Annotated in this window: 24 protein-coding genes; 20 read left to right on the top strand and 4 right to left on the bottom strand. The window is 55.7% G+C overall.

Annotated elements, in window-relative coordinates; translation table 11 throughout:
• Positions 1-52 precede the first annotated feature (52 nt).
• From IV433_RS12410 to IV433_RS12380, 7 genes are all read left to right on the top strand, one after another.
• On the top strand, positions 53-2,611 hold the full coding sequence (locus tag IV433_RS12410; RefSeq protein ID WP_195814597.1) for a fimbria/pilus outer membrane usher protein: 2,559 nt from the start codon (positions 53-55) through the stop codon (positions 2,609-2,611).
• Between the two features lie 14 nt (positions 2,612-2,625).
• Entirely contained in the window at positions 2,626-3,726 is a 1,101-nt protein-coding gene (locus IV433_RS12405) for a fimbrial protein (protein ID WP_229893362.1), read from the top strand.
• A 56-nt stretch (positions 3,727-3,782) separates the two neighbouring features.
• Positions 3,783-4,316 (top strand): fimbrial protein, encoded by a 534-nt coding sequence (locus tag IV433_RS12400; protein WP_195814598.1) that lies wholly within the window; start codon positions 3,783-3,785, stop codon positions 4,314-4,316.
• 69 nt (positions 4,317-4,385) lie between these two features.
• Complete coding sequence (locus tag IV433_RS12395) at positions 4,386-4,904, top strand: fimbrial protein (RefSeq protein ID WP_195814599.1); 519 nt, start codon at positions 4,386-4,388, stop codon at positions 4,902-4,904.
• A 36-nt stretch (positions 4,905-4,940) separates the two neighbouring features.
• Entirely contained in the window at positions 4,941-5,459 is a 519-nt protein-coding gene (locus IV433_RS12390; protein WP_195814600.1) for a fimbrial protein, read from the top strand.
• Positions 5,460-5,606: 147 nt separating this feature from the next.
• Positions 5,607-6,314, top strand: coding sequence for a response regulator transcription factor (locus IV433_RS12385; RefSeq protein ID WP_229893361.1), 708 nt, complete (start codon positions 5,607-5,609; stop codon positions 6,312-6,314).
• Positions 6,315-6,373: 59 nt separating this feature from the next.
• Positions 6,374-7,024, top strand: coding sequence for a response regulator transcription factor (locus tag IV433_RS12380; protein ID WP_195814601.1), 651 nt, complete (start codon positions 6,374-6,376; stop codon positions 7,022-7,024).
• A gap of 96 nt (positions 7,025-7,120) precedes the next feature.
• Here the strand turns inward: IV433_RS12380 and IV433_RS12375 are convergent, their stop codons facing one another.
• The gene (locus IV433_RS12375) at positions 7,121-7,690 is read right to left on the bottom strand and encodes a tyrosine-type DNA invertase (protein WP_255562206.1); all 570 of its coding nucleotides are present in this window, start codon (positions 7,688-7,690) and stop codon (positions 7,121-7,123) included.
• Positions 7,691-8,366: 676 nt separating this feature from the next.
• Between IV433_RS12375 and flhB the strand changes: the two genes are divergently transcribed.
• The 3 genes from flhB to IV433_RS12360 are packed head-to-tail and all read left to right on the top strand — an operon-like array spanning position 8,367 to position 12,013.
• A complete protein-coding gene (flhB, locus tag IV433_RS12370) occupies positions 8,367-9,518 on the top strand; it encodes a flagellar biosynthesis protein FlhB (protein ID WP_152325887.1) in 1,152 nt (383 codons plus the stop codon).
• Positions 9,511-11,595, top strand: a complete 2,085-nt coding sequence (gene flhA / locus IV433_RS12365; RefSeq protein WP_195814602.1) for a flagellar biosynthesis protein FlhA — start codon at positions 9,511-9,513, stop codon at positions 11,593-11,595. The genes flhB and flhA overlap by 8 nt, the downstream gene beginning before the upstream one ends.
• Before the next feature lies 1 nt (position 11,596).
• On the top strand, positions 11,597-12,013 hold the full coding sequence (locus IV433_RS12360) for a flagellar protein FlhE (RefSeq protein ID WP_195814603.1): 417 nt from the start codon (positions 11,597-11,599) through the stop codon (positions 12,011-12,013).
• A 766-nt stretch (positions 12,014-12,779) separates the two neighbouring features.
• Here IV433_RS12360 and IV433_RS12355 read toward each other — a convergent pair.
• The 3 genes from IV433_RS12355 to flgA form a co-directional block, all read right to left on the bottom strand.
• A complete protein-coding gene (locus tag IV433_RS12355; protein ID WP_195814604.1) occupies positions 12,780-13,217 on the bottom strand; it encodes a flagella synthesis protein FlgN in 438 nt (145 codons plus the stop codon).
• A gap of 49 nt (positions 13,218-13,266) precedes the next feature.
• Complete coding sequence (flgM, locus tag IV433_RS12350) at positions 13,267-13,569, bottom strand: flagellar biosynthesis anti-sigma factor FlgM (protein WP_152326911.1); 303 nt, start codon at positions 13,567-13,569, stop codon at positions 13,267-13,269.
• 157 nt (positions 13,570-13,726) lie between these two features.
• Positions 13,727-14,452, bottom strand: coding sequence for a flagellar basal body P-ring formation chaperone FlgA (gene flgA, locus IV433_RS12345; protein WP_195814605.1), 726 nt, complete (start codon positions 14,450-14,452; stop codon positions 13,727-13,729).
• Between the two features lie 177 nt (positions 14,453-14,629).
• Between flgA and flgB the strand changes: the two genes are divergently transcribed.
• The 10 genes from flgB (at position 14,630) to flgK (ending at position 23,792) form a co-directional block, all read left to right on the top strand.
• Complete coding sequence (gene flgB, locus IV433_RS12340; RefSeq protein WP_104922288.1) at positions 14,630-15,040, top strand: flagellar basal body rod protein FlgB; 411 nt, start codon at positions 14,630-14,632, stop codon at positions 15,038-15,040.
• Positions 15,041-15,045: 5 nt separating this feature from the next.
• A complete protein-coding gene (gene flgC / locus IV433_RS12335; protein ID WP_152326913.1) occupies positions 15,046-15,450 on the top strand; it encodes a flagellar basal body rod protein FlgC in 405 nt (134 codons plus the stop codon).
• 11 nt (positions 15,451-15,461) lie between these two features.
• Entirely contained in the window at positions 15,462-16,163 is a 702-nt protein-coding gene (gene flgD, locus IV433_RS12330; RefSeq protein WP_195814606.1) for a flagellar hook assembly protein FlgD, read from the top strand.
• Between the two features lie 84 nt (positions 16,164-16,247).
• Positions 16,248-17,492, top strand: coding sequence for a flagellar hook protein FlgE (gene flgE / locus IV433_RS12325; RefSeq protein ID WP_195814607.1), 1,245 nt, complete (start codon positions 16,248-16,250; stop codon positions 17,490-17,492).
• Between the two features lie 27 nt (positions 17,493-17,519).
• Positions 17,520-18,275 carry a flagellar basal body rod protein FlgF gene (locus IV433_RS12320; protein ID WP_195814608.1) on the top strand — a complete coding sequence of 252 codons (756 nt, stop codon included), beginning with the start codon at positions 17,520-17,522 and terminating at the stop codon, positions 18,273-18,275.
• A gap of 21 nt (positions 18,276-18,296) precedes the next feature.
• Complete coding sequence (flgG, locus tag IV433_RS12315) at positions 18,297-19,079, top strand: flagellar basal-body rod protein FlgG (RefSeq protein WP_104922283.1); 783 nt, start codon at positions 18,297-18,299, stop codon at positions 19,077-19,079.
• A gap of 129 nt (positions 19,080-19,208) precedes the next feature.
• Positions 19,209-19,913, top strand: coding sequence for a flagellar basal body L-ring protein FlgH (locus IV433_RS12310; protein ID WP_195814609.1), 705 nt, complete (start codon positions 19,209-19,211; stop codon positions 19,911-19,913).
• A 10-nt stretch (positions 19,914-19,923) separates the two neighbouring features.
• A complete protein-coding gene (locus tag IV433_RS12305; protein WP_195814610.1) occupies positions 19,924-21,030 on the top strand; it encodes a flagellar basal body P-ring protein FlgI in 1,107 nt (368 codons plus the stop codon).
• A complete protein-coding gene (gene flgJ / locus IV433_RS12300) occupies positions 21,030-21,998 on the top strand; it encodes a flagellar assembly peptidoglycan hydrolase FlgJ (protein WP_195814611.1) in 969 nt (322 codons plus the stop codon). The genes IV433_RS12305 and flgJ overlap by 1 nt, the downstream gene beginning before the upstream one ends.
• A 141-nt stretch (positions 21,999-22,139) precedes the next feature.
• Positions 22,140-23,792: a flagellar hook-associated protein FlgK gene (flgK, locus tag IV433_RS12295; RefSeq protein WP_195814612.1), complete on the top strand. Its 1,653-nt coding sequence runs from the start codon at positions 22,140-22,142 to the stop codon at positions 23,790-23,792.
• Positions 23,793-23,796: the final 4 nt, after the last annotated feature.

The following is a 23,796-nucleotide window of genomic DNA, read 5'->3' as shown; positions in this document are numbered from 1 at the left end:
GATGGAGGGTGCACCAGTCATTCTGGTTGCGTTGAAAAATGGAATTATACGAATGAACAAAAAACCGAAGAATAAGACTTCGACCGGCTTTAAACGCTCCCGGATTGCCTGGCTGGTTTCCTGTCAGTTCGCGATGTTAATGGGCGGTGCAGGAATGGCCAGTGCGGCGGAATATTTCAACCCGGCATTACTGGAAATTGATAACCCTGCACAGGGAAAAGCCGATCTTTCTGTTTTTGAAGAAGGGGACTTGCAGCCACCGGGCACGTACCGCGTTGATATTTATCTCAATGGTTCGATGGTCGATACCAAAGACGTCGTATTTTCACTCGTCACAAACAGCTCGGGCAAAAAGAGCCTTCAGCCTTGTCTGAGCACCGAAATGCTCAAAGAGATGGGCGTCAGAACGGGGATGTATCCGGGCATTGCTGCCACGGATGAGTGCGCCAACTTTACCGGCGAAATCCCTCAGTCTTCTGCGGCACTGCGTTTTGATCAGCAACGGCTGGATCTGAGCATTCCTCAGGCCTCACTCAATTCTCAGGCGCGCGGCTACGTGTCTCCTGACAAATGGGATTCGGGTATTCCGGCGTTCCTGATGAACTACAGCTTCAGCGGGGCGAATACCGAAGCGCGTAACAGCGACACCCGTAATTCCGATACCTATTACCTGAATCTGCGTTCCGGCGCGAATCTGGGTGCCTGGCGTTTGCGTAACTATTCGACCTGGAACCGCGACAGCAAAGGGACCGATCACTGGGATTCCATTAATACGTATTTGCAGCGCGATATTCAGGTGCTCAAAAGCCAGCTGACGCTTGGTGACAGCAACTCACCGACGGAAGTTTTTGATACCGTGCCATTCCGCGGGGTTCAGCTGGCAACGGATGACGACATGTTGCCCGACAGCATGAAAGGCTATTCGCCGGTCGTGCGCGGGATTGCGCGCAGTAACGCACAGGTCACGATCCGCCAGAACGGATACGTCATTTACCAGAGCTACGTGCCCGCGGGGGCGTTTGCGATTTCCGACCTGTACCCGACTGCGGGCAGTGGTGACCTGAACGTAACCATTAAAGAAGCCGACGGCAGCGAGCAGAATCTGGTCGTGCCGTTTGCCTCGGTGCCGGTGCTTCAGCGTGAAGGCCATCTGAAATACAGCTTCACCAGCGGTCAGTACCGTTCTTACAGCAGCGATGTTGAGAAGACGCCGTTCACGCAGGGCACGGCCATTTATGGTTTATCCCACGGCGCAACGGTGTACGGCGGTTTGCAGGCAGCGAGTAAATATCAGTCGCTGGCGATGGGGCTCGGGCAAAACCTCGGGGCCATCGGCGCCTTGTCGGCGGACGTGACGCAGGCGTGGACCAAGCAGGAAGATAACCCGAAAGACAGCGGTCAGTCTTACCGTGTGCGCTACGGTAAAAGCTTCGTTGAATCGGGCACGAACTTCAGCCTGGCCAGTTACCGTTATTCCACGCAGGGCTTCTATACCCTGAAAGAGGCGCTGGAAAGCTATTCCGGCGGCAACGGCTATTACTCCGATCATAAGAAGAGCCGCGCAGAACTGACGCTGAGCCAGAACTTATGGGAAAAAGCCGGTGCGATGTCCCTGAGCCTGGTGAAAGAAGAATACTGGAATAACAACCGTTCTACCGAGTCTGCCAGTGTGGGTTACAACAACACCTGGAAAGGCGTTTCTTACGGCCTCAACTACACCTACAACCGCAACGGCACTGACAGTAACGGTAACCGCACGTATTACACCGACCAGATTGTCGCGGTCAATATCAGCGTGCCGCTGGGTCAGTGGCTGGCGGGCAGTTATGCCACGTACAACCTCAACACCAGCAAGAACGGCAACACCACGCAAAACGTTGGCCTGAGCGGAACCACGCTGGCGGATAACAACCTGAACTACAGCATCAATCAGGGTTATGGCAGCCAGGGGCAGGGTTCCAACGGGTACGCGAGTGCGGACTACAAAGGCGGTTATGGCGAAGTTAACGCCGGTTACGGTTACGACAACAGCCAGCGTCGCATGGATTACGGCCTGCAGGGCGGCATTCTGGTGCATGAAAACGGCGTGACGTTATCGCAACCGCTGAGCGAAACCATTGTTCTGGTGAAAGCGCCGGGCGCGGATGGCGTCAGCATTGCCAGCAACACCGGTGTTAAAACCGACTGGCGCGGTTATGCGGTGGTGCCGTATGCCACGGCGTACCGTCGCAACCAGATTTCGCTCGATACCGCAACGTTGCCGGACGACGTCGATATGACGCTGACCAGTACGGCGGTGATCCCGACCCGCGGCGCAGTGGTGCGTGCGGACTTCGACCCTAACGTCGGCCAGCGTGTCCTGATGACCCTGACCCGTGCCGATGGCCAGCCGGTTCCGTTTGGTGCAATGGCGACCAACAGCACCGGTAAAAACGGTAACAGCAGCATCGTGGGCGACAGCGGGCAAGTGTATCTTTCCGGTCTGGCCGACGCGGGCAAGCTGGATGTGAAATGGGGCAGCGGCGCGTCACAAGCGTGTCAGGTGAATTACACCCTATCTGAGCAGCCTGCCGGTTCGGGGATTCAGATGGTTAACGGAGCCTGCCGGTGAGGGGAAATACGGAAATGAATAATCAACATCCTGAGCAGTCAGTGGAAAGGGAAAACGTACAAATGGCGTCTGAAATCATTCATCCCCGTATCTCTTTCTGGGGAAAAACCTGCGCGCTGGTCTGTTTCAGCCTGTCGGTCTGGGCGATGAGCAGCGCGGCCCAGGCGGCGAGCTGTCAGCCAACGGACGGCACCAAAACCTATAACTTCGGCATGGATTATCTGCTGAGTGACCCGGCACAGAACACCGCCGGGATGGTGAAGCCGGACGCGTTTACCTGGAACCTTACCGGAAACTATAACGTCACCTGTTCCTGTACCGGCAGCTACACCGGCGCATACGCGACCGCCAAAGTACCGGACACCGGCATGGTTTACAGCGACGGTACGCTGAATTATTACGCGATCAACGATTACCTCGCGGTGGCCAGTAAGGTGTACATCGCCGGGAAGGTGAATGACTTTATCGCGACGCCTTTTGACGGGCGCAGCAACCTCAATACAGCGACCAGTTGCGACAGATACCCGTACGCTACAGGGTCCCGAGGCTCGGTGTCATTGTACTTCCGCCGTCCTTTTGTCGGTGTCCAGACTATCCCTCTGACGAAAATTGTTGATGTGTATATCGCGACCGATGCCACGACGCAGTCCCCGACGCCGGTATCCACGGTCTGGATGAGCGGAACGGTCACCGTACCGCAGTCCTGCGTGATCAACGGCGGCGGTGTGATCACCGTGCCATTCGGCGACATCATGTCGGGGGATATATCCACCAAAGGCGAGATGGCGAAAAACTTCACGCCGAAGAATGTCGCTTTCAACGTCGCCTGTACCAACATCTCCGAAGGTGTTCAGGTCAGTCTCTCCTTCCAGGGGACGCCGGATGGTAATGATCCGACCGCGCTGGCGACCACAAACGGCGATGTGGCGGTGCGGATCCTCAATGCTTCGGGGGCAACTGTTGCGCCTGTGAGCGGTTTCCTGCCGCTGAACATGGATTACACGTCTCAGGTGGGAACATCGGAAATCAACTTATATCCCTTTAACACCACGGGGAATATGCCAGATACCGGGAACTTCACGGCAACGGCCACGATCCGCGCTGAAATACAGTAATGCCTGCGCCCGAAGCGCAGCGTGACTGACAGAGGAAAGATAAGGAGATAAGTACGATGAACTCTCAACGGAATAAACAGCAGATTGTGACGGCGCTGGTGCTGGGCGCGGCTTTTGTCCTGGCCTCACAGGTCGCGAAAGCCGACACCATCATGAATATTACCGGCAACATCAAGGCGTCGCCGTGCACGATCAACGTGCCGGCTGGCGGGCTGAATGTCGATCTGGGGCAAAACATCCAGGCCGCCAGCCTGGTGGCACCGGGCGCAGCGTCGGAATGGAAATCATTTTCCATCGCGCTGACCGCCTGCCCGACGTCAACCGCGACGGTGACCCTGACGATGAACGGCACGCAGGATGACGCTGACAACACGTTGTATGCCAATGCCGGTACGGCGGAAAACGCGCAAATCGAAGTGCAAAACAGCGAGGGAACGCGTCTGGGTAACGCTGTTCAGTATACGAAAAATATTGATGCGGCCAGCCGTGGCACTGAATTCGACCTGCAGGCCCGCGCGTATACCGTTAACGGCAATGTGACGCCGGGAACGATAAACGGTGTGTTGCTGGCGACGTTTATCTACGAATAACGTCGCACGGCACGTTCACTAAACGCAATTTTCAACATGACTTTTATTAACGTGAAAACAGGAAATAACATGAAAGGACTTATGAAAACTTCATCACTGGCGCTGGTCATTTTTGCTGGCCTGAGCCAGAGCAGCTTTGCGGATCCGACACAAATCAACATTAACGGCACGGTCGTGGCCTCTGCCTGTACCGTCGATAATGCCGGTGCGCCGGTGCAGGTGACGCTCGATACGCTGGAAGCCACGGCGCTGGCGACCGCGGGCGAATCAGGTGGATGGAAAACGTTTGATCTGAAGCTGATTAACTGCCCGGCAACCACGACCGTCAGCACCGCGACTTTCGCCGGTACGCCTGCCACGGCGAACGCCAAACTGTACGCCAATACCGGCACCGCGACTAACGTAGAAGTGGAACTGCAAAACACGGCAGGTAAGCAGCTCGGTAACGGTGAGACGTACGCGGTAGATGTTGATGCCAGCACCCATGAAGTGGTCTACCCGTTGCAGGCCCGTGCGTACACGACCGCCGGTTCTGTCATGCCAGGCACGATCATCGGTTCTGTACAGGCCACCTTTACCTACCAGTAACGGCGGGCGGGCACGGGCCGTCATGGGAGACATTCAATGAAGCCAATAAAAAGTATTCAGGGCGTTCTGCTGCTGGCAGTGGTGGTCAGCGCGGCCACAGCTAACGCCGCAGATCTGAATATCAACGGGAAAGTCGTCAGCAGCCCGTGCATTGTGGATACCGCGTCAGTCAGCCGCGATGTGGATTTTGGTCAGCTCATTATCAAAAAGGACCTGGCGACGGCGGGTGCGGGCGGTGACTGGAAATCCTTTGAAGTCAGGCTGAACAATTGCCCTGCGACGGTTTCCAGCGTCATCGCTAATTTCACCGGCACCCCGGCGCAGGAAGACGCGACGCTTTACAGCAACAGCGGAACGGCCACCCACGTCGGCGTGCAACTGGTCACCGATGCCGATAAAACGGTGGTACTGGCGCCCGGCAGTCAGTTAAGCGCCGATGTCGATGCGCAGAGAAGTGCGGTGTACGAGCTGGCCGCGCGGCCTTACACCACGAGCGGCGAGGTCACCGCTGGCTCACTGGTGAGCCTGACACAAATCAACTTTACCTATCAGTAAGATCGCCATCTTTCCCGTCTGTCACCGGAGGGGCAGGCGGGAAAGGGCACTCATAAAGTGGTGAACAATGGATGTTGTTCACCAGAAGGGAATTCGTTTCGTGCAATCGGGCACGGAAAGGATCACTGAAAATACAAGGAAGACATTATGAACAGTTTAAACAGCGTCAGATTTCATCAGCATGCCTTCATTTCTGCGGCCGCAGCCGCCTATCCGCAGGGGGCGTTCATTATGGATGCCTGCCCGGTCACCGCGCTGGGCGTGAAAAAAATGCTGGTCGAATCCGCCGGGATCGCCGGACCTTTTACCTATGTTCAGTCGCTTGCCGCCATCCCGGAGAAAATCGCCGACGCCCCCCCTGCGTTGCTGATTATGGATATTTGCGGTGAAAAGGAATCAGTGCTCGACGGGTTACGCCTGCTTTCCCAGATCGTGGCGTCCAGTCCTGCCATGAAAATTGTGATTTGTACGGACTACAGTGACCACCGGATCCTCGAACTTCTGGCATCGTCCGGGGCGCACGGCCTGCTGCTCAAAAATGAGCCCGTGCTGGCGCTGGAACAATGCGTCACCGAAGTGCTGGCCGGTGCAACACAGTGGTTAAGCCCGCGTGCGCGGCAAATTCTCTCCGGTGCCCGACAGACAACGCCACTCACCGCCCGTGAACTGGACGTTCTCGCGTATCTGTTCTCCGGTCTGAGCGTTTCGCGGGTCGCGCAAACACTCCACCGGGATATCCGCACTGTCAGCACGCATAAGCGCAATGCAATGATGAAACTGGGGTTTCACAATGACAGCGAGCTCTTTGCCCAGGGGACGTGGATGGCCAAAATCGGCCCGTCCGCGATCATGTAATTTCAGATGACTGAGCCACGAGCCGGGAATTTATTCCCGGCAAGTCAGGGAGCTACACCATGATTCACGCCCACATCAAACCCCGGACGATCGCCCTGATGGACAGCCATCCGCTGACGCTTTCAGGGCTGTCCTATTTGGTTAACTCCATCGACGAGACCTGTGACATCCGCATGGAAGAAACCAGTCTGGGCCGCATTGCAGAAGGCCTGATGTACCAGTCGGTGGACATTCTGATCACCGATCTTCATGGCTATCAGGAAAGTATTCAGGAAGGGCAGGAAATTCTCCAGCGCCTGAGCCTGCAATTTCCCCAGCTGATTATCGTGGTCTATACGCTGTGTCGCGACGCCGACAAACTGAAAAAATTGCTCAAATTCAGCAATATCAGCCTGATTGCGCGCGGAGAGTCGCCGGTGATTACCGATGATCTATTCCGTCATGCGCTGGCGAAAAAGAAAGTGTTAAGCCCGCTAATCTGCTGCACCTTAGCCGAGCAGGATGTAGCCAGTCAGCGCACCGGATTCCGGCCGACGCAAAGCGAGAATGAGATCATCAAATATCTGCTCAACGGCATGAGCCTCAGCCAGATTGCGGAATTGAAAAATCTCAGCATCAAAACCGTCAGTGCGCATAAATGTAATGTCATGCGCAAGCTGCACATCACGACCGATGCGGAGTTGTTCCTGCTGCTCAAAAATGGCATGTGAACTGAGGGGGATTTAGCCATCCCCGCAACATGGATTAGCCCGGTGAGCCGCGTACTGCGGCCCCTGACGGGCAGAAACGTAAAAAGGTAACGCCCGTTATATGGTGATTGACCGGAAACGCCCGGCGTTACTGGCGGTATAAATAACCGTGTTCTGAATATTTCTGTGGCCAAGATAATCCTGAATCAGCCGCGTATCGCAGCCGGTATCTGCCAGCGCATAACCGCAGGCGTGTCTGAGCATATGCGGATGGACCGCCACGTTAATTCCCGCGTCCTCGCCGTATTTACGGAACAAACGATAGAGTTGTTGTCGTGACAGTTGGCCGCCATGACGGGAAAGAAATAACCATTCTGAGTCGGCATCCAGATATTGTGACCGTATTTCAAGCCATTCTTTAATAAAAGTCATCTCCCTGTCCTGAATGGGATGCTGAACAGAGAACCCGTTTTTGAGGCGGGTGATATAAATTATCTTGGTCGAAAGCTCAATGTCCTTAACCCGTAAATTAGCCAGCTCGCTGACACGAAGGCCGTGAATAAAACACATTAATAACATGCATTTATCGCGCACTTTATTGACGCCTGTCGAAACGGTACCGACGAGTTTCTCCATCTCAACCTGAGTTAAGTACTTTCTCCCACTCATATTTTTTCTATCCTTGATTAATTGCAGATGATTTATGTTCTTACGGGGCTGTTTAAGTCCCGGAACAAAGACAGGGTAAGGGATGTTATTTTTTACCGGCGAGCTTTTTCGCAGACAGTTCCACAAATGTCAGTCATGCATGAGCAGGGAAATATCAGAAAAAACGGTAATCTAATAATATCGTCTGAAATCAACGTGAAAGAAAACTCATTTTTTCAGGACGATTAACGGTGGTTTTAGGTAATGAATTTTACACAGCAGTGCTATCCACAAAATAAAAACTAATCAGTTTGGCGCAGCGATTCTAACGTTTAAACTTCTCAAAAAGGAAGGACGCATATGCTATTTTTTGATCATTGAATAAGAATAAACCCACATAAAGTCAGTGAATTCCTAAAATAGTCCCCTCCGCTCTCAGGTTCTTCAAGACATTTATCCATTTGATTTAGTAAACAGACCTCAAAACCTGCCTCTTTTCCATCCATAAGACTTAGCCGCTTTTGTCATGCTATCCCTGCGTCATTGAAGTTGCAGCGGCTTAGCTACGCTTGGTCATCCGAATCACTGACTTTATGTCAGCTCATCGGGATTCCCTCACTTGCTGCCTTGCTGCAACTCCATTGCCTTTGGGATTTTTTGCAATAAATTGTGCCCGTCGCTCTTTGCGCCGGGTAAATGCTGACAGGAAACACCGGTGGCTGAAGACAGCGATCTCGAAAAAACAGAAGCCCCCACATCCCACAGGCTGGAAAAAGCCCGTGAAGAAGGGCAAATCCCGCGTTCGCGCGAACTGACCTCGATGCTAATGCTCGGGGGCGGTTTGACGTTGCTGTGGGTTTCCGGTGAATCGATGGCGCGTCAGCTGGGTGTGATGATTTCGCAGGGGCTGAAGTTTGATCACGGCATGGTCAGCGATGACCGCCAGGTGTTGCAGCAAATGGCAACACTGCTGGGCCGCGCAGTCTGGGCATTATTGCCGGTTATCGGCGGCCTGATCCTGATTGCCCTGGCCGCGCCGCTGTTGCTCGGCGGGCTGATGTTCAGCGGGAAATCATTTGCCCCGAAATTCAGCCGCATGGATCCGATTGCCGGATTTAAGCGTTTGTTCTCCGGTCAGGTGCTGGCCGAACTGCTCAAGGCCATCCTGAAAGCGCTGCTGGTCGGCTCTGTCGCCGGTTTTTATGTGTGGCACAAATGGCCGGACATGATGCGGCTGATGGCGCAGCCGACGATCCCCGCACTCGGCGAAGCGCTGAACATGGTGGCGTTCTGCGGGCTGATGGTGGTTCTCGGGTTAACGCCGATGGTGGCGTTCGACGTGTTCTGGCAAATCTGGAGCAACCTGAAAAAACTGCGCATGAGTAAGCAGGATATCCGCGACGAACATAAAAGTCAGGAAGGCGACCCGCATGTTAAAGGCCGTATCCGCCAGCAACAGCGCGCCATGGCACGCCGCCGCATGATGGCCGATGTGCCGAAAGCCGACGTTATTGTGACCAACCCGACGCACTACGCCGTTGCATTGCAGTACAGCGAAAACAAAATGAGCGCACCGAGAGTGCTGGCGAAAGGCGCGGGCGACGTGGCGCTGCGCATTAAAGAGCTGGGTGCCGAACACAAAATTCCGATGCTGGAAGCGCCGCCGCTGGCGCGTGCGCTTTACCGGCACAGTGAAATTGGTCAGCAAATCCCGACCGCGCTGTACGCCGCGGTTGCCGAAGTTCTGGCCTGGGTTTATCAGCTTAAACGCTGGAAGCGCGAAGGCGGACTGATCCCGAAAAAACCTCAACATTTACCAGTGCCTGACGGTCTGGATTTTGCAGGAGAAAGTGATACCCATGGCTAATCTGGCCGCGATGCTGCGTTTACCCGCCAACTTTAAGTCCGGACAATGGCAGGTTCTGGCAGGCCCAATCCTCATCCTGATGATCCTGTCGATGATGGTGCTGCCTTTGCCGCCGTTCCTCCTCGACTTGTTGTTCACGTTCAACATTGCGCTGTCCATCATGGTGTTGCTGGTGGCGATGTTCACCCAGCGGACGCTGGATTTTGCGGCTTTCCCGACCATCCTGCTGTTCTCAACTTTATTACGTCTGTCGCTCAACGTCGCCTCCACGCGTGTGATCTTACTCGAAGGTCACACCGGCGGCGCGGCGGCGGGGCGGGTTATCGAAGCGTTCGGCCACTTCCTGGTCGGCGGTAACTTCGCCATCGGTATCGTGGTGTTTATCATCCTGGTGCTGATTAACTTTATGGTTATCACCAAAGGTGCCGGGCGTATCGCCGAAGTTGGCGCGCGTTTCGTCCTCGACGGGATGCCGGGTAAACAGATGGCGATCGACGCCGACCTCAACGCCGGTTTAATTGGCGAAGACGAAGCGAAAAAACGCCGCAGCGATGTTACGCAGGAAGCAGACTTCTACGGTTCGATGGACGGTGCGAGTAAGTTCGTGCGCGGTGACGCCGTTGCCGGTCTGATGATCATGATCATCAACGTGGTCGGCGGCCTGCTGGTGGGCGTCCTGCAACACGGTATGGATCTCGGCCACGCCGCAGAAAGTTATACCTTGCTGACCATCGGTGACGGTCTGGTCGCGCAGATCCCTGCATTGGTAATCTCCACCGCTGCCGGTGTCATCGTGACCCGCGTCGGTACTAATCAGGACGTAGGCGAGCAGATGGTCACCCAGCTGTTCCGTAATCCGCGCGTCATGATGCTGAGCGCCGGTGTTCTCGGGCTGCTCGGCATGGTGCCGGGCATGCCAAACCTGGTTTTCCTGCTGTTCACCGGCGCTTTACTGGCGCTGGCGTGGTGGACGCGCGGTCAGGAGCAGAAAGCTCCTGCGGCAAAAGAAGTGGCACCGTCGGCAGCCGACAGCGGCAAACAGCTGGTGGAAGCCAGCTGGTCAGACGTACAGCTTGAAGATCCGCTGGGCATGGAAGTGGGCTATCGCCTGATTCCGATGGTGGACTTTGCGCAAAACGGCGAACTGCTGGGGCGTATCCGCAGTATCCGTAAGAAATTCGCGCAGGAAATGGGGTATCTGCCGCCGGTGATCCACATCCGCGACAACCTCGAACTGCCGCCTGCCGGTTACCGCATTCTGATGAAAGGCGTCGAAATTGGTACAGGGACCGCACATCCGGGGCGCTGGATGGCGATCAATCCGGGTAACGCCATTGGCGAACTGCCGGGTGAACCGACGGTCGATCCGGCGTTCGGGCTGGCGGCGGTGTGGATTGAACCGGCGATGCGCGAACAGGCACAAATTCAGGGCTTCACGGTGGTGGAAGCCAGTACCGTAGTGGCGACGCACCTCAATCACCTGATCAGCCTGCATGCCAAAGAACTGTTTGGCCGCCAGGAAACGCAGGAACTGATGGAGCGCGTCACCAAGGAAATGCCGAAGCTGACGGAAGATTTCATTCCGGGCGTGATTTCCCTGACCAACATGCACAAGGTTCTCCAAAATCTGTTGTCCGAACGCGTGTCGATTCGCGACATGCGCACGATTGTCGAAACGCTGGCGGAATACGCGCCGAATCAGCCTGATCCGAACGAACTGACGGCTGTGGTACGCGTCGCGCTGGGCAGGGCGATTACTCAGCAATGGTTCCCGGGTAACGGCGAAGTCCAGGTTATCGGGCTGGATACCGCGCTTGAACGCCTGCTGTTACAGGCGCTGCAAAGCGGCGGCGGATTAGAACCGGGGCTGGCCGATCGTCTGTTAACGCAGTCGGAAGCCGCGTTACAGCGTCAGGATATGCTCAGCGCGCCACCGGTTCTTCTGGTGAATCACGCGCTGCGCCCGCTGTTGTCGCGCTTCCTGCGCCGCTCACTGCCGCAGATTGTGGTGATGTCGAATCTCGAAATGACCGACAGCCGCCAGATCCGCATGACCGCTACCATCGGTGGTGAATAAGATGCTTCGCACCGCGCTGATCGTCCTCAGCCTGATAAGCCTGCCTGCCGTTGCCGCGTCAGGTTCCTGGTCGGATACTCAGCGCGGCGTAACGCTGCAAAACCGGGGCGTGATGATGTCGTCACCGCCGCTGGCCGCCGCAGATTCCGCGCCGGTCAGGCAAAAAAGTTCGGCGACGATCACCACGGTCAGCTGGAAATATGAAGTGCTCGGCGCAAGACCGGCAGGATTACAGGTGAAACTCTGCAACACCCTGAATCACTGCGTGGGGCTGGACGCGGACAGCGGTTCGACGCGTTCGTTTTACGGCCAGACCGCCAGCTCCCCGCTGCGGTTTGTGTATTTCGTCACTGGAAATGGGGCGATGAATACGCCGCTACGGGTGATCGGGAATCAGGTCATTGTGAATTACCGGTAGGCTACCGGGGGCTTTTAACGGAGGACCGGGAAAGTTTCGGTTTTTCAATAACTGTGATCACTTAACTTCCTGCGCCGAAACCGACAAAAGAGGGCTATGACGAGCCCTCTTTTGAATCTCCGCGTCTTTTTTACTGCGCGCTATCGCTCGCTGGCTAAGTTTCAGCAACCACAGTTATTGCCGCGAAAACTTGCCGCTGCGCGGTTCCCTCGCTCGGTTTCGAGCCATAGGTCTCGAAACACTTCACTCGGCAAGCTTTCTGAAAGCGGCTGGAGGCTTTTTCACCCTATTACAGTGGTTTGGTTTGCTCCTCCCCCTGCGAAGGGGGAGGCCGGGAGGGGGTTTAGCAAACAACTCACCTTCAAAGTTGCCATTTCGAACCCCATCCCAACCTTCCCCTTGCCAAGGGGAAGGAGCATAAACACCAGCATTATTCTTCCGAATTACATAGCTTCTGGCCGCTTTCAAAACGACGTTGAGTGAGAGATGAGAAACGGCGAGAGTCCTTTTTCGAGCTGGTTCGAATCCGAAACGAAAGTACCGCGCAGCGGCGGTGTTTGCGGCAATAAGAGGAGTTTCTGAAACATAGCCAGCCAGCGATAGCGCGCAGTAAAAAAGACGCGGAGAGTCCAGAGAGGGCCCGTCTTGGCCCTCTCTGGTCGGTTTAGGCGCAGGAAGTTAAATGATCACAGTTGTTGAAAAACCGAAACTTTCTCAATCATCTGCCCGCCCTCACGGCGAGTGAAAAACCGTTCTCCGTTTCGGTCTAAACGGAAATCTTCCTGACGGTTTGCCCGGATACAGTTTCCTGCCCGTTCGGTCCGTAGAATTTTTGTGTCTGGCTGGCGTTGAGAATAGCCAAAGCCTCGGTGTTGTAGGCAATTTGTTTACCCAGCAACATGCCGTTATGACGATTGATCTGACTCAGCCTGGTGGTCAGCTGCACCACCTCTTTCCACATCGCGGCGATTTCCGGCTGACGGGAGTAGGGGGCGCTTTGTTTCAGGCGTTCGTCATGCTGACGACGCTGTTTATCAAGATAGTCTACCGTAGCGAGCAATGAGCTCTTTTGCTCGGTGATATGCTGCAGGGCCGCTCCGTTCACGCGGCCTGAGCACAGTATCGTTTGTTCGTGATTAATCACTTGATCCAGCGCTTGCAACGTTTCAACCAAGGTAGTCATGGACTTGATAAAATTCTTCATCGGGCCTTATTACCTTCCAACTTTTTCGTCTCTTAGCCGGGTCTGCGGCTTAAAAACCTTTGAGATAGTCCTGCGTGTCCTTCAACAGAGCATCAGCAATTTTGCCGGTATCCATGGTCAGTTTGCCATCACGGATAGCTTGTTTCAGTTCGTCGACACGTGCCGTGTTGATGTCCTGCGCACTTGACTGAGTCAGAGACGTTTGCGCTGAGCTCAGGGTCACCGCCGTACCGCTGGTGGTGGTGCCAGAAACAGTGTCTTCTTTGCGCGTATTCTGAACAGAAGCTTCAGAAGGATCACGCTGCTGGATCGAAGTTAAAGGTGAAACACCTTGAGTACGATCGATAGCCATATAAATATTCTCCGGTAAGGGTATTCAGGGCCTTTAATGTGACGCAAACCCCAAAAATGCCGTCGTGGGACGACTCTGATACGTTTGTTATCGACATGTGGCGAAATAACTTTAGCCTTAATTGCAGCTTTTTCTACAAATACGGTTGCAATTCAACCTAAATTGTCACTGTCACAGACCCATCTGAGCCCACTGTCCCGTTCACAATTACACCTGACGGCATTCTTATCCGCACGGATTCATTTGCTGCTGCGTTGTTCATCGCCTTACCGGCGCTGGACACGTTAAAACCACTGCCTGTCGCCTGTACCTGCACTTCCTGACCCGCACGTACCATCCACGGACGGCGCAGCATCGACAACGTTAACGGCTGGCCGATGCTGATATTGCGCAGCGTGACGCCGTTGATCGCCTGATTGCTGTCAAGGATCGCTTTCGGTGGCAGCAGATCCAGACGCCCGTTTTTGGCTTCCAGATCCGTTTGCGCCAGATGCGCACCCGCAGGCACATTTTTCGCCGCCACCCAGTAAGTTCCGCTCACCTGGACCTTGGTCTGCACATAACTTTTCTGACCGTTACAGTTCACCGCCACCGAGACATTTCCCCAGGTGCGGCTGTTGGACGAAAGCATAAATTGTGGCGATAAACACTGCGGCTGACGCGCGGCGGGGGTCATTACCACCACCTTCACCTGCATTCCGCTGTCGGCATATTGCTGACGGAAGAACTGCTGGAGCTGCGAGGTCAGTAGTGTATCGCTATTGGCCGACGCAGGCACGCTTTTGGCTGGCGCATTTTGCGCAAAGCTGTTCCCGCCGGATGTCACACCCAGAAGAATGCAGCCCAGCGTGATGCTTAAACGTCGGAGTTTCAGCCTGTTCATACGCGATTTACCTTTGTGCCCGATGTGTCGGCGAAAAGTCTACTGGAGACAAGTCTACCCTCAGTTTGCAATTCCTAAAGGGACAAATAGCGGACGATTTTGCGCTTATTCAGACGATAGGTTGTTGACACCCGCATTTATGCTGTCGACTCCAAAATCTCACTTTGCGGAGGGCGCATGCTCGACAAATTGAACGCCGCACTACAGTTCCAACAGGAAGCGCTCAACCTGCGCGCCCAGCGGCAAGAAATACTTTCAGCCAATATCGCCAACGCCGATACCCCGGGGTATCAGGCGCGCGATATCGATTTCGCCAGTCAGTTGCAGAAAGTGATGGAGCAGGGCCGCGCCAGTGAAAGCGGCATGTCTTTGTCACTGACGTCTGACCGCCACATCGCGGCATCAAACGTTTCACCTGCCGACATGGATTTGATGTACCGGATCCCTGATCAACCGTCGGCGGACGGTAACACGGTCGATATGGACCGTGAACGTACCAACTTTGCGGATAACAGCGTGCGCTATCAGACCGATTTGACCGTCCTGGGCGGCCAAATTAAAGGGATGATGTCGGTGCTGCAAGGATAAAACCTATGTCGATGCTCGGTATTTTTGATATCGCCGGTTCTGCGCTTGCCGCGCAGTCTCAGCGTCTGAACGTCAGCGCCAGTAACATGGCCAACGCCGACAGTGTGACCGGCCCGGATGGTCAGCCTTATAAGGCTAAACAGGTCGTGTTTCAGGTGAACGCGGCGCCGGGGCAGGAAACCGGCGGCGTGAAAGTGGCGCAGATCGTTGATGATCCGGCGCCGGTGCGCATGGTGTACGAGCCCGGTAATCCGATGGCGGATGCGAAAGGGTATGTGCAGATGCCAAACGTAGATGTGGTCAGCGAAATGGTCAACACCATCTCCGCTTCCCGCAGTTATCAGGCCAACGTCGAGGTGCTCAACACCACTAAGTCGTTGATGATGAAAACTCTCACTCTGGGGCAATAGCGGAGCGAAATATGTCTATAACGACGTCGATTAATGACACCACTGATAACACCACGATCACCAACACCGGCTCCAGCACGTCCACCACCGGAACCAGCTCGGCCGATGATCTCTCCAGTAGTTTCCTGACCCTGCTGGTTGCTCAGCTGAAAAACCAGGATCCCACCAATCCGATGGATAACAGCCAGCTCACCAGCCAGCTGGCACAAATCAGTACCGTGAGCGGGATTGAAAAACTCAACACCACGCTGGGCGGCATTTCCGGGCAAATCTCCAGCGGCACTTCCGTGCAGGCCAGTTCACTGATTGGCCACGGCGTGATGGTTTCCGGCAGTGCGATCCTGGTGGGTAAAGACACCGACGGCACGGTCAGCACCACGCCATTTGGTTTCGAGCTGGAAACCGCGGCAAGCAGCGTTACCGCCACCGTCAGCGATTCCACCGGCAAAGTGGTGAAAACCCTCAGCCTGGGTTCACAGACTGCGGGCGTTCACAGCTACACCTGGGACGGCACGCAGGACGATGGCACCGCAGCCCCGGATGGCAGCTACACCTTCAGCATCAATGCCCTGAACAACAGTCAGCAAATGGTGGCAACACCGCTGAACTATGCGCTGGTCAATGGTGTAACCAAAGATTCATCCGGGAATACCGCGTTGGATCTGGGCGTGCGCGGAACCGCAACTGTCGATTCTGTACGCCAGATTTTGTAAGCCGTTGGCTCACTTCCTTCGCGGGAAGAAGAGCTGAAACCCTTAACTTCATGCAGCAACTACACACAGTAAAATGGAGCTAACATGAGCTTTTCCCAAGCAGTCAGCGGCCTGAGCGCGGCATCGACCAACCTCGACGTGATTGGTAACAACATCGCCAACTCCGCCACCGTGGGTTTTAAGACAGCCACCGCCTCTTTTGCCGATATGTTCGCCGGTTCTCAGACCGGTATGGGCGTAAAAGTCGCCGCTGTCACACAGAACTTTAACGACGGTACCACCACCAACACCTCCCGCGGGCTGGATGTGGCACTGAGCGGCAACGGTTTCTTCCGCCTGACCGACACCAGCGGTGCGGTTTACTACTCCCGTAATGGCCAGTTCTCCCTCGATGCGAACCGTAATCTGGTGAACATGCAGGGTCTGAGCGTGACCGGTTTCCCGGCGACGGGTACACCACCGACCATCGCCGCGGGCGCACAGCCTGTTGCGCTGAACATCCCGACGACCATGATGAGCGCCAAAGCCTCTACCGCCGCCACCATGGTGGCTAACCTGAACTCAACGGATACCGCGATCCCGGCGACCAAAACGTTCAGCAGCAGCGATGACACCAGCTACAACTACGTGAACAGCATCACCACCTATGACTCGCAGGGTAATGCGCACGACAACAACGTGTATTTCGTGAAAACCTCCGCGAACAACTGGGATGTTTACTCACAAGATGGCAGCGTTGCCGGCTCCGCAGCCGCCAAAATTGGTTCTCTGAAATTTGACACCAGCGGCGCACTGGTCAGCACCACCGATGCAACAGGCGCTGCCAACGCAGGTCTGGCACTGACATTGCCAATGAACACCGCCACCAACGGCACCGTGACCCCGCAAACCGTTTCTCTGGATTTCACCGGCAGTATTCAGCAGAGCACCGGCAGCGACAGCATCGGTTCCCAGAATCAGGATGGTTATGCAGCAGGCCAGATGACCGGCTACACCATCAATGACGACGGCACGATTTCCGGGACTTACTCCAACAACAAAACCCAGTTACTGGGACAAATTGTGCTGAGTAACTTCTCCAACCCTGAAGGTTTGAAATCTGAAGGCGATAACGTGTGGTCGGCGACCTCTTCTTCAGGCCAGGCTGTGACCGGTATCGCGGGTCAGGGCGGTTTAGCGTCCATGACCAGTGGCGCGCTGGAATCTTCCAACGTCGATCTGAGTGCGGAGCTGGTCAACATGATCGTGGCTCAGCGTAACTATCAGTCGAATGCGCAGACCATCAAAACTCAGGACTCCATCCTGAACACGTTGGTTAACCTGCGCTAACGCGCGACTTAAAAACAGGGCAGCACTATGGATCGCGCTATCTACACCGCGAGCGGCGCAGCCAGCCAGACGCTGGTTCAGCAGTCGGTCACGTCAAGTAACCTGGCTAACGCCTCCACACCGGGCTTTCGCGCACAGCTTTTAGCCATGCGCGCCGTACCGGTGGATGGCGAAAGCCTGCAAACGCGTACGCTGGTCACGGCCTCCACACCGGGCGCAGACATGACTCAGGGGAAACTTAACTACACCGGCCGTCCGCTGGATGTGGCTTTACAGCAGGATGGTTTCCTGGCGGTGCAGATGCCTGATGGCACTGAAGCGTACACGCGCAACGGCGACATGCAGGTCTCACCTGCCAACCAGCTGACCATTCAGGGTCATCCGGTGATGGGCGATAACGGGCCAATCGAAGTTCCGCCGCAGTCTCAGCTCACGATTTCTGCGGACGGGACCATTGCTGTCCTGGAAGCCGGCGCTGATCCCAACACCATGGGGCAGCTCGCCAAACTGAAACTGGTGAAGGCGGCTGGCAATGAAGTGACCCGCGGAGACGACGGCATGTTCCGTCCGACAGCCGCGACGGCGCAAGCCCGGGGTGCGACATTGCAGGCCGACCCGACCATCCACGTTATGCCCGGAACACTTGAAGGCAGTAACGCGGATCCGGTTTCGACCATGGTTGACATGATAGCCAACGCACGCCGCTTTGAGATGCAGATGAAAGTCATCCACAGCGTCGATGAAAATGAACAGAGTGCCAACAATCTGCTGTCAATGAGCTGATGATGGCAGAGGAGTAATGACATGATCCCATCGCTATATATTGCGAAGACCGGGCTGGATGCCCAGCAGACCAACATGGATGTTATCGCCAACAACCTGGCGAACGTCAGCACCAACGGCTTCAAACGCCAGCGTGCGGTTTTCGAAGATTTGCTTTACCAGACAGTCCGTCAGCCGGGTGCGCAGTCTTCCGAACAGACGAACCTGCCTTCCGGTTTGCAAATCGGTACCGGTGTTCGCCCGGTATCGACCGAGCGCCTGTTCTCACAGGGCAACCTGTCGCAGACCAGTAACAGTAAAGACATCGCGATCAAAGGCGAAGGTTTCTTCCAGGTGCAGCTGCCGGATGGCACCACCGCCTATACCCGCGACGGCTCTTTCCAGGTTGATCAGAACGGCCAGCTGGTTACTTCCAGCGGCTACCAGATCATTCCTGCGATCACCGTTCCGGCGAATGCCCTGAGCATGACCGTCGGTCGTGACGGTATCGTCAGCGTGACCGTGCAGGGCCAGACCGCTGCACAGCAGGTCGGCCAGCTGACGCTGAGCACCTTCATCAACAACAGCGGCCTGGAATCTATGGGTGAAAACCTGTACCAGGAAACCCAAAGTTCCGGCGCGCCAACAGACAGCACGCCGGGTCTGAACGGTGCCGGCCTGTTGTATCAGGGTTATGTCGAAACCTCTAACGTCAACGTGGCGGAAGAGCTGGTCAACATGATCCAGACGCAGCGTGCTTACGAAATCAACAGTAAAGCGGTGTCCACGTCAGACGAAATGCTGCAAAAACTTTCGCAGCTGTAAGTTTTTTGTGGTGGTAAGAAAAATAAGAGGGCAGGGGCAAATTTGCTTCTGCCCTGAACCGTTTCAGATCCCTACCAGGTCGATTTTTTTAAGGCGATAACTGTGGTGACCAAAAAAATAACGTCGGTAATGACTTCTTATACAGACCGACCAGGCAAGCTGGTGCTGCTGCTGTTAGTCACGTTACTGGCGAATGGCTGTGCGTATATGCCCCATACTCCGCTGGTACCCGGCGCAACGTCCGCCGCGCCTGCACCTGCCGCACCGCCGGTTCCCAACGGTTCGATTTTCCAGTCCGTTCAGCCGATGAACTATGGTTATCAGCCTCTGTTTGAAGACCGCCGTCCACGAAACGTCGGTGACACACTGACCATCGTCTTGCAGGAAAACGTGAGTGCGAGCAAAAGCTCCTCCGCCAACGCCAGCCGCAACGGGTCAACCACCTTTGGTGCGGCCACCGCACCCCGCTATCTGGAAGGTCTGTTCGGCAATGCGCGCGCTGACCTCGACATGACCGGTGCCAACACCTTCGCCGGGAAAGGCGGCGCGGCGGCCAACAACACCTTCAGCGGCACGCTGACCGTGACGGTTGCGGAAGTGCTGGCTAACGGCAACCTGAAAGTTGTCGGTGAAAAACAAATCGAAATTAATCAGGGAACCGAATTTATCCGGTTCTCCGGTGTGGTCAACCCACGCACCATCAGCGGTGCCAACGCCGTTATCTCCACGCAAGTGGCTGATGCGCGCATCGAATACGTGGGCAACGGCTACATCAATGAAGCGCAGAACATGGGCTGGTTGCAGCGGTTCTTCCTAAACTTATCGCCGTTATAACGAGGCAATCATGCGAAAACTACTTTCCGGTGTCATCTGTCTGGCAATGTCCGCCCTGGTGGTACTGCCCGCATCCGCCGACCGTATTCGTGATCTGACGACGGTACAAGGCGTGCGTGATAACGCCCTGATCGGCTACGGCTTAGTCGTTGGCCTCGACGGAACCGGTGACCAGACCACGCAGACGCCGTTTACCACCCAGACGCTGACCAACATGTTGTCCCAGTTAGGGATCACCGTTCCGGCGGGCACTAACATGCAGCTGAAAAACGTGGCAGCCGTGATGGTTACCGCCAAAATGCCGCCGTTCTCACGCGCCGGTCAGGCGATTGATGTCGTGGTTTCCTCAATGGGTAACGCCAAAAGTATTCGCGGCGGAACCTTGCTGATGACGCCAATGAAAGGCGTCGATAATCAGGTTTACGCGCTGGCGCAGGGTAACGTGCTGGTCGGCGGTGCCGGGGCTTCTGCCGGCGGCAGCAGCGTCACGGTTAACCAGGTTTCCGGTGGCCGTATTACCGGCGGGGCGACCATTGAACGCGAACTGCCAAGCACGTTTGGCACGGAAGGCGTGATTAGCCTGCAACTCAATGATGAAGATTTCAATCTGGCGCAGCAGGTCAGTGACGCCATTAACCGTCAGGGGCTGGGCTCCGCCTCGGCGCTGGATTCGCGCAATATTCAGGTCATCGTACCGCGCGGCAATACCTCGCAGGTGCGCATTCTGGCGCAGATTCAGAACATCGAGGTCAACGTCGGGCCGATGGACGCGAAAGTGATCATCAACTCCCGTACCGGCTCGGTGGTGATGAACCGCGACGTCACGCTCGACAGCTGCGCCGTGGCGCAGGGCAATCTGTCCGTGGTGGTCGATCGCCAGAACGACGTCAGCCAGCCGAATACGCCATTTGGCGGCGGCCAGACCGTCGTGACGCCAAATACCAATATTTCCGTTCGTCAGTCCGGCGGTTCTATCCAGCAGGTGCGTTCGAGCGCCAGCCTGAACAACGTGGTCCGCACACTTAACGCGTTAGGCGCGACGCCTATCGATCTGATGTCCATCCTGCAGGCGATGAAAACAGCCGGTTGCCTGCGTGCTGATTTGGAAATTATCTGATGAGCGATCTGATGTCGATGTCAGGGGCGTTTGACCCGCAGGGTGCGGCGTATGACACGAATTCCCTGAACAAACTGAAGCGGGACGTTTCGCAGGATCCGCAGGCCCACATCAAAGAAGTCGCCAAACAGTTCGAAGGCGTCTTCGTGCAGATGATGCTGAAAAGCATGCGTCAGGCGCTGCCGCAGGGCGGGATCCTCGATAACCAGTCCACCAAGCTTTATACATCGATGTACGATCAGCAAATTGCACAGGACATGTCCGACAAAGGGTTGGGCATGGCCGACATGATGGTGGAACAGCTGACCGGCGGCTCAAAACAGCCGTCGGAACTGGCGGGCACCACGCCGATGGCGCTCGACGGCGAAGTGCTGAAAACCATGCCCATTCAGGCGATGGAACAGTATCTGCGTAAAGTCATTCCGACCGCGCCGGATCGCACCACCGGCGGTGCGCCACTACCAACCGACAGCGGCCAGTTCGTCTCCAGCCTGAGCATTCCGGCGCAGGTGGCGAGTAAAGACAGCGGCATTTCTCATCAGCTGATTGTGGCGCAGGCTGCGCTGGAATCGGGCTGGGGTCAGCGCGAAATTCCAACCGCCGACGGCAAACGCAGCTACAACCTGTTTGGCATCAAAGCGGGCAGCAGCTGGGAAGGCCCGACGACCAATATCACCACCACGGAATACGCCAACGGCGTGGCGAAAAAAGTTCAGGCCAGTTTCCGTGTTTACGGCTCTTACGTGGAAGCGATCAGCGACTACATCAAACTGCTCACCAACAACCCGCGCTACGCCCAGGTGGCGTACGCAAATACGCCTGAACAGGCCGCACATGCACTGCAACGCGCGGGCTATGCGACGGATCCGAATTACGCCGACAAACTGGTCAGTGTGATCCAGAAAATCAAAGGCGCGGGCGAGCAGGCTGTGAAAGCTTACAGTCATGATTTAAAAGATATTTTTTAGTGCCGCAAAAGCGTGTTTTTTTTCTCAAGTTTTAGCCGTACAGGCCGATAACACGTTAAGAATGGGAAAAGGGGAAAGCCCCGTTTCAGTTCCCTTAATTACACGGTGGTAAAAAAGTCACCGGCAGCCAAAAGGTCACTCATGTCCAGTAGCTTAATTAATACCGCAATGAGCGGACTGAACGCAGCGCAGGCCGCGCTCAGTACCACCGGCAACAACATCGCGAACGTCAGCGTAGCCGGTTATAACCGCCAGACTGCCATCATTACTCAGAGCAACGGGACGTCGACGTCTGCCGGGTATATTGGCAATGGTGTGACGGTGACGGGCGTGAACCGTGAGTACAACTCTTTTGTCGTGAAGCAACTGCTGGGCGCGAGCGCGACAGGCAGTGCGCTGTCAACGCAGCTTGATCAGGCCAGCTCCATCGATGATTTGCTGGGTGACAGCTCGACCGGCATCGATGCCACCATGGCAACCTTCTTCAAGGGCCTGCAAACCCTGACCAGTAACGCCAGCGACAGCTCGGCGCGTCAGGCGGTTTTGGGTGAAGCGCAGGGCTTAACCGCGCAGTTCAACAGCTCGGCGAAATACCTGAGCGACATGAATACCGCCGTTAACCAGCAAATCACGCAAAACGTTGACCAGATCAACACTTATGCGGCGCAGATTGCCAAGTTAAACAATCAGATCACCGCGACGCGCGGCAGCACAGGGCAGGAACCGAATGCCCTGCTCGATCAGCGCGATCAGCTGGTCAGCCAGCTCAATAATATTACCGGTGTGACCGTCACGCAGCAGGACGGTGACACGTACAACGTCTCCTTCGCCAACGGTGCGCCGCTGGTGAGCGGTGGAACGGCGAAAACCGTTGTGGCGATGGCGTCCAGCGCGGATCCGTCAAAACTAACGGTCGGCATGACCCAGCCTGATGGCTCGGTGACGCAGCTTCAGGAAAGCCGTCTGACCACCGGGACACTCGGCGGCACGCTGGCATTCCGCAAAGACAACCTGGAACCGGCGATCAACCAGCTGGGCCAGCTTGCGCTGTCCATGGCCGATGCGTTCAACACCACCAACAAAGCCGGTTTTGATCTCAACGGCGACGCCGGTACAGATTTCTTCTCGTTCACCGGGGCAACCACGGTGGCGAATACCAAAAACACCGGCACTGCCGATGTGAGCGTGGCTTATAAAGACACCACCGCCGTGAAAGCCAGCGATTACACCATGGCGTACGACGGCAGCGCGTGGAAAGTGACCCGTGTATCCGATGGCGCAACCATTACGCCAACGGCAGGCACCGACAGCAGCGGTAATCCGACGATGGACTTTGACGGCTTATCCGTTTCCGTCACCGGAACGCCAGCCACCAACGACAGCATCACCATCAAAACGGTGAGCAACGTTGCCGGCAGCATTAATGTCGCCATCAATGATTCTTCCCTGATTGCCGCCGCAGGCGCAGCAGACAGCGGCGTCAGCGATAACACCAATGCGCAGAAATTGCTGAACCTGCAAACCGCAAAACTGGTGGAAGGTAAATCTACCCTGACCGGCGCGTATGCCAGCCTGGTGAGTAACGTCGGTAACCAGGTTGCCACGCTGACCACCACCAGCACGGCGCAGGCCAATATCGTGACGCAACTGACCACGCAACAGCAGTCTATCTCCGGGGTTAACCTCGATGAAGAATACGGCGATCTGCAACGTTACCAGCAATATTATCTGGCGAACGCGCAGGTTGTGCAGACTGCTTCGACCATCTTTGACGCGATCATCAACATTCGCTGATTTT

The sequence above is a fragment of the Rahnella laticis genome (genome assembly GCF_015644585.1).
Classification (GTDB): Bacteria; Pseudomonadota; Gammaproteobacteria; order Enterobacterales; family Enterobacteriaceae; genus Rahnella; species Rahnella laticis.
Note: the sequence above shows the minus strand (reverse complement) of the source record. Positions and strands in the feature narration are given on the sequence as shown.

Coding starts and splice junctions, on each gene's coding strand:
- IV433_RS12410 (WP_195814597.1), top strand. CDS start 53: ATGAACAAAAAACCGAAGAATAAGACTTCGACCGGCTTTAAACGCTCC.
- IV433_RS12405 (WP_229893362.1), top strand. CDS start 2,626: ATGAATAATCAACATCCTGAGCAGTCAGTGGAAAGGGAAAACGTACAA.
- IV433_RS12400 (WP_195814598.1), top strand. CDS start 3,783: ATGAACTCTCAACGGAATAAACAGCAGATTGTGACGGCGCTGGTGCTG.
- IV433_RS12395 (WP_195814599.1), top strand. CDS start 4,386: ATGAAAGGACTTATGAAAACTTCATCACTGGCGCTGGTCATTTTTGCT.
- IV433_RS12390 (WP_195814600.1), top strand. CDS start 4,941: ATGAAGCCAATAAAAAGTATTCAGGGCGTTCTGCTGCTGGCAGTGGTG.
- IV433_RS12385 (WP_229893361.1), top strand. CDS start 5,607: ATGAACAGTTTAAACAGCGTCAGATTTCATCAGCATGCCTTCATTTCT.
- IV433_RS12380 (WP_195814601.1), top strand. CDS start 6,374: ATGATTCACGCCCACATCAAACCCCGGACGATCGCCCTGATGGACAGC.
- flhA (WP_195814602.1), top strand. CDS start 9,511: ATGGCTAATCTGGCCGCGATGCTGCGTTTACCCGCCAACTTTAAGTCC.
- IV433_RS12360 (WP_195814603.1), top strand. CDS start 11,597: ATGCTTCGCACCGCGCTGATCGTCCTCAGCCTGATAAGCCTGCCTGCC.
- IV433_RS12355 (WP_195814604.1), bottom strand. CDS start 13,217: ATGAAGAATTTTATCAAGTCCATGACTACCTTGGTTGAAACGTTGCAA.
- flgM (WP_152326911.1), bottom strand. CDS start 13,569: ATGGCTATCGATCGTACTCAAGGTGTTTCACCTTTAACTTCGATCCAG.
- flgA (WP_195814605.1), bottom strand. CDS start 14,452: ATGAACAGGCTGAAACTCCGACGTTTAAGCATCACGCTGGGCTGCATT.
- flgB (WP_104922288.1), top strand. CDS start 14,630: ATGCTCGACAAATTGAACGCCGCACTACAGTTCCAACAGGAAGCGCTC.
- flgC (WP_152326913.1), top strand. CDS start 15,046: ATGTCGATGCTCGGTATTTTTGATATCGCCGGTTCTGCGCTTGCCGCG.
- flgD (WP_195814606.1), top strand. CDS start 15,462: ATGTCTATAACGACGTCGATTAATGACACCACTGATAACACCACGATC.
- flgE (WP_195814607.1), top strand. CDS start 16,248: ATGAGCTTTTCCCAAGCAGTCAGCGGCCTGAGCGCGGCATCGACCAAC.
- IV433_RS12320 (WP_195814608.1), top strand. CDS start 17,520: ATGGATCGCGCTATCTACACCGCGAGCGGCGCAGCCAGCCAGACGCTG.
- flgG (WP_104922283.1), top strand. CDS start 18,297: ATGATCCCATCGCTATATATTGCGAAGACCGGGCTGGATGCCCAGCAG.
- IV433_RS12310 (WP_195814609.1), top strand. CDS start 19,209: ATGACTTCTTATACAGACCGACCAGGCAAGCTGGTGCTGCTGCTGTTA.
- IV433_RS12305 (WP_195814610.1), top strand. CDS start 19,924: ATGCGAAAACTACTTTCCGGTGTCATCTGTCTGGCAATGTCCGCCCTG.
- flgJ (WP_195814611.1), top strand. CDS start 21,030: ATGAGCGATCTGATGTCGATGTCAGGGGCGTTTGACCCGCAGGGTGCG.
- flgK (WP_195814612.1), top strand. CDS start 22,140: ATGTCCAGTAGCTTAATTAATACCGCAATGAGCGGACTGAACGCAGCG.